We start from the raw sequence: 6,837 nt of genomic DNA, 5'->3' as shown, positions 1-6,837 counted from the left end.
GGACAAGTCGGTGGAAGAAGCTGACAGCCTGGCGACGTTGCAGGATTTACTGGCTTGATCCGACTCTTGTGGCCCCTGCCTTTGTAGCAGCTGGCGAAGCCTGCGTTCGGCGGCGTAGCCGTCGTGCATCCAGCTGATGCGGTCCGCCTGACGCACCGCAAGTTCTGATTTTGCGACTGCTGCGCAGCCGAACGCAGCCTCGCAGGCTCGACAGCTGCTACACAAATAGCATCAAGATTTAATGGGTATCAGCTTCCCTGTGCACCATCCAGACGCAAGAATCTGGCAGCGCCCGTTTTCGTGCACAAATCGTGCTTTGCCATTTCCTGTGCCACCTTTTAAAACGCTTGTTCGGGACTCTGGTTCGGAAATTGCTACTTTTAATAGGTCTTACGCTTTTCAGTAACAGTACTTCTGCGCCACAAGCGCTCATATTGGTTCTTAGGGATTGAATAATGAAAAAAGCATTGCTGACCCTTTCTGCACTGGCGTTGTGCATGGCTGCCGGCTCCGCGCTGGCAAAGGAATACAAAGAATTGCGTTTTGGTGTTGACCCTTCCTATGCGCCGTTCGAATCCAAGGCAGCCGACGGCAGCCTGGTGGGCTTCGACATCGACCTGGGCAATGCAATCTGCGCCGAGCTGAAGGTCAAGTGCAAATGGGTCGAAAGCGATTTCGAAGGGCTCCGGCCTCACCACTGACGTCGCCACGCTGAAGGGTAAAACCGTCGGTTACGAGCAAGGCACCATTCAGGRAGCCTATGCCAAAGCCGTGCTGGACAAGGCCGGCGTGAAAACCCAGGCCTACGCCAACCAGGATCAGGTGTATTCCGACCTGACTTCCGGTCGTCTCGACGCCGCGATCCAGGACATGCTGCAAGCCGAACTGGGCTTCCTGAAGTCGCCAAAAGGCGCCGATTACGAAGTCAGCAAGCCTGTCGACAGCGAATTGCTGCCAGCCAAAACTGCTGTCGGTATCTCGAAAGGTAACAAAGACCTCAAGGCACTTCTGGACAAAGGTATCAAAGCGTTACACGACGATGGCACCTACGCCACCATTCAGAAGAAACACTTTGGCGATCTGAATCTGTACAGCGGCAAGTAATGCCCGGCGCCCATCTCGCGATGGGCGCTTTTTTCACCCGATCAGGTTGCTGATTTATGTTTGAAAACCTATTACAAAACCTGGGGCTCTCAGCCTTCAGCCTTCAGGGCTTCGGTCCGTTGCTGTTGGAAGGCACTTGGATGACCATCAAATTATCGGTGTTGTCGCTGTTGGTGGCCGTGTTGCTCGGCCTGCTGGGCGCCAGTGCCAAGCTGTCAAAAGTCAAACTGCTGCGCGTGCCGGCGCAGATCTACACCACGCTGATTCGCGGGGTRCCRGACCTGGTGCTGATGCTGCTGATCTTCTACAGCCTGCAAACCTGGCTGTCCTCGTTTACCGACTTCATGGAATGGGAATACRTCGAGATCAACCCCTTTAGCGCCGGGGTCATTACCCTGGGCTTCATCTACGGGGCTTATTTCACCGAAACCTTCCGTGGCGCCATCCTTGCCGTACCGCGAGGGCAGATGGAAGCGGCTACCGCCTACGGCCTGACCCGCGCCCAGCGCTTCCGCCTGGTGGTCTTCCCGCAAATGATGCGTTTTGCCCTGCCGGGCATCGGTAATAACTGGATGGTGATCCTCAAGGCCACCGCGCTGGTGTCGATCATCGGCCTGGCCGATCTGGTCAAGGTGGCCCAGGACGCGGGCAAGAGCACCTATCAGCTGTTCTTCTTCCTGATTCTGGCCGCCTTGATCTATCTGGTGATCACCACCGTTTCGAACTACGTCTTGCGCCGGATGGAAATCTTCTACGCCGCAGGCACCCGGGAGGCCGTGCGATGATCGAGCTACTGCAGGAATACTGGAAACCTTTCCTGTTCCAGGACGGCAATCACATCACCGGGCTGGCCATGACCCTTTGGCTGCTCAGTGCTTCGATCTTCTTCGGCTTCGTGATGTCGATCCCGCTGTCGATTGCCCGGGTCTCGAGCAATGTCTGGGTGCGCTGGCCGGTGCAGTTCTACACCTACCTGTTTCGCGGTACGCCGCTCTATATTCAGCTGCTGATCTGTTACACCGGCATTTACAGCCTGGCCGCGGTGCGGGCTCAGCCAGTACTGGATGCGTTCTTTCGCGACGCGATGAACTGCACCATCCTCGCCTTCGCCCTGAACACCTGCGCCTACACCACGGAGATCTTCGCCGGGGCGATTCGCAGCATGAACCACGGTGAAGTCGAAGCGGCCAAAGCCTACGGGCTGACCGGCTGGAAGCTGTACACCTACGTGATCATGCCCTCCGCCCTGCGTCGCTCGCTGCCTTACTACAGCAACGAAGTGATTCTGATGCTGCACTCGACCACCGTAGCTTTCACCGCGACCATCCCGGACATCCTGAAAGTCGCGCGGGACGCCAACTCGGCGACCTTCCTGACCTTCCAATCGTTCGGCCTCGCCGCGTTGATCTACCTGGCAGTCACGTTCTCCCTGGTCGGCCTGTTCCGCCTGGCTGAACGCCGTTGGTTGTCTTTCCTGGGCCCGGCTCACTAATTCAGGATGCTTGTTCATGTACAAACTGACCGTTGAAAACCTGCACAAAAGTTACGGCAACCATGAAGTCCTCAAGGGCGTTTCGCTGAACGCCAGGACCGGCGATGTGATCAGCCTGATCGGCGCCAGTGGTTCGGGCAAGAGCACCTTTCTGCGTTGCATCAACTTCCTGGAAACACCCAACGACGGCGCCATGAGTCTGGACAACCAGCCGATTCGAATGGTCCATGACCGCCACGGCATGCGCGTGGCCGATGCCAACGAACTGCAACGCATCCGCACTCGCCTGGCGATGGTATTCCAGCACTTCAACCTGTGGAGCCACATGACGGTGCTGGAAAACATCACCATGGCTCCACGCCGGGTGCTGGGTGTCAGCAAGAAGGACGCAGAGGATCGCGCCCGGCGCTACCTGGACAAGGTCGGTTTGCCGGCACGGGTTGCTGATCAATACCCGGCGTTTCTCTCAGGTGGTCAGCAGCAACGGGTCGCCATTGCCCGTGCCCTGAGCATGGAACCGGAGATCATGCTGTTCGACGAGCCGACGTCAGCCCTGGACCCGGAACTGGTGGGCGAAGTGCTCAAGGTGATCCAGGGGCTGGCCGAAGAAGGCCGCACCATGATCATGGTGACCCACGAAATGAGCTTTGCGCGCAAAGTGTCGAACCAGGTGCTGTTCCTGCACCAGGGGCGGGTCGAAGAGCAAGGTGCGCCCGAGGACGTATTGGGCAACCCCAAAAGCGAGCGCCTGCAGCAATTCCTCAGCGGCAACCTGAAGTAACCGGAGCGCCTTCGAGCGACCGCTGGGTTGCTCGAAGGCGCTGGCTCAACCTGATAATCCATCCCTCCCGCCCTCTACTGAGCAGCTGAACTCATTCTTCCTGCAGCCCTGCCATACTGTTCAGCATGACCCGTGCAACTTTCCGCTTCTACGAGGAGCTCAACGATTTCCTGCCGGCCGAGCGACGGCGGCAGTCCTTCACTTGCGAGTGCGCGCGAGGGGCGACGGTCAAGCACATGATCGAGGCGCTCGGGATACCGCACACCGAGGTCGAGATGGTGCTGCTCAATGGCGAGTCGGTGGGCTTTGAGCGGGTGATCTTCGACGGTGACCGGCTGGCGGTGTATCCCAAGTTCGAAACGCTGGACATCAGTCCGTTGCTCAAGGTTCGTGCGCAACCTTTACGGGTGCTGCGCTTCGTCGCTGATGCGCACCTTGGCGGATTGGCCAGTCTGCTGCGCATGAGCGGCTTCGACACCCTCTACGACAATGGCTTCGACGATGCCGAGATCGCCGAAATCGCCGCGCAGCAAGGACGCATCGTGCTAACCCGCGACCGCGAACTGCTCAAGCGGCGGATCATCAGCCACGGCTGTTACGTGCATGCCCTGAAACCGTCGCTGCAGCTGCGCGAATTGTACGAGCGCCTCGACCTGGCGCGTAGCGCGCGCCCCTTCAGCCTGTGCCTCCATTGCAACCTGCCGCTACACGAGATCAGCCCGGAACTGGCCCGGCCGCAAGTGCCGCCACGCGTTGGCGTCCTCTATTCGCACTTCCTGCGCTGTGACGCCTGCCAACGGATTTACTGGGAGGGTTCGCACTGGCGCGGCATGTGTGCGCTGTTGGCACCTCTACTGGACCGATAGTCGAGCGCATCGGACCAGTGCGTTGCCAGGAATCACTGGCTTTTGCATCAGGTAGATGACGGCCAGAAGCTGTCCCTCCTCTGACAAAATCCCCTACCCCGCACTCAATTCCCACAGCACATCCAGCACATGTTGCGTAGGCCGTTCGATGTCTCGACTACGGTGGGCAATACCCAGTTGCCGCCACAATAAGGGCTGTAATGGCCGCATGACGATCCTGGTATCGGGCAATGGCGTGGAGGCCTCATGCGGCAACAACGTCGCACCATAGCCAGCCGCCACCAGGCTTTTGATCGCATCGTTGTAGTTCAGTTGAATACGCGGCGCAGGCTGCGGCCCACCACTGGCGAACCACTCCGCAGTCAAACGCGAAAGACGAGTGGTGTTGTCATTCAGAATCAATGGCTGAGTGGACAGCCAGTCGGGGGTCACAACCTCCGGGGATTCCCAGCGAGCCGGCAGGAAGGCCATGACCGGGTCCCGTCGCCATGGCTCGATCCGCAAGCCCTTCACCGGGGACTGCGGCAGCGCGACCAAACCGATCTCCAAAGCGCCCTCGGCAAGCTTCTTCAGAGTTTCCTGCGACGTGAGCACCGCGACCTGCACATCGATAGCGGGATGGCGCTGGCTCAACGTCTCCAAAGCGTGCGGCATCAACTGTGCGATGGCCCCCGTGGAGGCGCCTAGCCGCACACGCCCGGCCAATCCCTGTACCTGACGTTCCACATCCTCAAGCGCCTGCTCCGCATCCGCCAACAGACGCCGCGCACGTTCCACCAGTGTGTTCCCAATCGCCGAAGGCTGAACGCGCCCACGCGTGCGCGACAACAGCTTGCCGCCCACGCGCGCCTCCAGGTCGGCGATATGCAAACTGACCGTGGGTGGCGCCAAGTGCAGCACGCGGGCCGCCTCGGCAAACGARCCCAGGTCGGCAATCGCCACCAGCGTGCGCAGACGGTCCAGGCTGATTTCGCGCATGAGTGACTCCTCGTTCAGAAAAACTGAATTTCATCGTTTATAAATTCAACTTTTCCTATCTTAGCGCCTCACTGAAGATTGGAACTCCTGATTTCCAACGTCCGAGAGCATTCCATGGCAAGTCCCCTTGTATTCATCGATGGCGACCAAGGCACCACCGGGTTGCAAATCCATCAACGCCTACGCGACCGCAGCGATCTGCGGCTTATCACTCTCAGCCCCGAATATCGCAAGGATCCGCAACGTCGCGCCGAAGCCATCAATAACTGCGACATCGCGATTCTGTGCTTGCCCGACCAAGCCGCGCGCGACGCTGTAGCGACCATCGAAAACCCCGCCGTGCGGGTGATCGATGCGAGTTCGGCGCACCGCACCCATCCAGACTGGACCTATGGTTTCGCGGAGATGAATCCGCAGCAGAGCCAACGCATCGCCGCCGCGCGACGGGTCAGCAATCCCGGTTGCTATCCAACGGGGGCGATAGGGTTGCTGCGCCCTTTACTGGAGGCCGGATTACTGCCCAGGGATTACCCGATGAACATTCATGCCGTGTCGGGTTATTCCGGGAAAGGACGTGTCGGGGTGGAAGAGCATGAGGGAGAAGGCGCAGCACAGGCGTCGGCGTTTCAGGTCTATGGGCTGGGGTTGGCACACAAACATATTCCAGAGATTCAACAACAAAGCGGTCTGACGGAGCGGCCGATGTTTGTGCCGGCCTATGGCGCTTTTAGGCAGGGGATCGTGCTGACCATCCCCTTGCAAACCCGGTTGTTGGCGCCAGGTGTGAGTGCGGTGCAGTTGCATGCGTGTCTGATGCGGCACTACGCCGATGCGAGCCATGTACAGGTGATGTCGATGCTGGAGGCTAAAGGGCTGACGTCCCTTGATCCTCAGGCACTTAACGGGACTGATGATGTGCGACTGTCTGTGTTTGAGAATGACGAAACGGGCCAGGTTTTGTTGGCTGCGGTGTTTGACAATCTTGGGAAGGGAGCAGCTGGAGCAGCAGTGCAGAATCTGGATTTGATGCTTGCAGGAACATGACTCCGATGACCCGCGCAAATTAGCGTGATGCCCTCGTCCCGAGCCGGGATATAGAGGTCAGGCCAGGTTCGTACCTGAAGCCGTGAACCCATTTAACGGTAATATCCAGACTAAAACACCGACTTCAACTTGTAGAGAAAACATCTTGTTTGGGCATAAAAAATCGAGCAAACAGCTCGGATTGTGACTTGATATTTAATTTGGCATAAATATTGCGCCGATGAACCTTTATCGTTTCCACCGAGAGGGAAAGCTTTCCGGCTATCTCTTTATTAGAGAAGCCACTGAGCAACAATCTGAGCACATCACTTTCGCGCGCTGTTATTTGCGTGCCCAGCTGGGTAATCGTTTCTGGCCATAGAGGTGGCTCAGCGAGATTTTTCTCTACATCAATTTCAAAACACATGCGCTGATGCATTAATGCAGTCACCCACGGCTTGATAATATCAAGCATTGTTATTTGTTCTTGATTAAAACGGACTTTGCTACCAACAGAAATACATAACGTCCTATCGGCGTCGAGCTGAACATTGTACTGAGCCTCATCCACAGAGATATATTGTGCAAAATAT

At 57.7% G+C, this 6,837-nt stretch carries 7 protein-coding genes and 1 pseudogene; 6 read left to right on the top strand and 2 right to left on the bottom strand.

Annotated features, from left to right (window positions below; translation table 11 throughout):
* Positions 1–455: 455 nt before the first annotated feature.
* The 5 genes and pseudogenes from AC1DLB_RS18605 to AC1DLB_RS18585 all read left to right on the top strand — a co-directional run bounded on the left by AC1DLB_RS18605 (position 456) and on the right by AC1DLB_RS18585 (position 4,243).
* Positions 456–1,104 (top strand): annotated as a pseudogene (locus AC1DLB_RS18605) (transporter substrate-binding domain-containing protein).
* Positions 1,105–1,160: 56 nt separating this feature from the next.
* On the top strand, positions 1,161–1,889 hold the full coding sequence (locus AC1DLB_RS18600) for an ABC transporter permease (protein ID WP_477785413.1): 729 nt from the start codon (positions 1,161–1,163) through the stop codon (positions 1,887–1,889).
* Positions 1,886–2,596, top strand: a complete 711-nt coding sequence (locus AC1DLB_RS18595) for an ABC transporter permease (RefSeq protein WP_064618600.1) — start codon at positions 1,886–1,888, stop codon at positions 2,594–2,596. The genes AC1DLB_RS18600 and AC1DLB_RS18595 overlap by 4 nt, the downstream gene beginning before the upstream one ends.
* Before the next feature lie 16 nt (positions 2,597–2,612).
* Complete coding sequence (locus AC1DLB_RS18590) at positions 2,613–3,377, top strand: ABC transporter ATP-binding protein (protein ID WP_018925636.1); 765 nt, start codon at positions 2,613–2,615, stop codon at positions 3,375–3,377.
* Positions 3,378–3,502: 125 nt separating this feature from the next.
* A complete protein-coding gene (locus AC1DLB_RS18585) occupies positions 3,503–4,243 on the top strand; it encodes a Mut7-C ubiquitin/RNAse domain-containing protein (protein ID WP_258669069.1) in 741 nt (246 codons plus the stop codon).
* Between the two features lie 93 nt (positions 4,244–4,336).
* On the opposite strand, the gene AC1DLB_RS18580 is transcribed toward AC1DLB_RS18585, so the two are convergent.
* The gene (locus AC1DLB_RS18580; RefSeq protein WP_477744674.1) at positions 4,337–5,221 is read right to left on the bottom strand and encodes a LysR family transcriptional regulator; all 885 of its coding nucleotides are present in this window, start codon (positions 5,219–5,221) and stop codon (positions 4,337–4,339) included.
* Between the two features lie 114 nt (positions 5,222–5,335).
* Here AC1DLB_RS18580 and argC point away from each other — a divergent pair, with 114 nt between their 5' ends.
* On the top strand, positions 5,336–6,265 hold the full coding sequence (gene argC, locus AC1DLB_RS18575) for an N-acetyl-gamma-glutamyl-phosphate reductase (protein ID WP_477744673.1): 930 nt from the start codon (positions 5,336–5,338) through the stop codon (positions 6,263–6,265).
* Positions 6,266–6,389: 124 nt separating this feature from the next.
* Here the strand turns inward: argC and AC1DLB_RS18570 are convergent.
* The coding region (locus AC1DLB_RS18570) for a response regulator transcription factor (protein WP_477785412.1) at positions 6,390–6,837 on the bottom strand (448 nt) is incomplete at its 5' end.

The sequence above is a fragment of the Pseudomonas sp. 05N434 genome, from assembly GCF_056396965.1.
The sequence above is the reverse complement of the archived record's forward strand: the minus strand, read 5'-3'. Positions and strand labels throughout refer to the sequence as shown.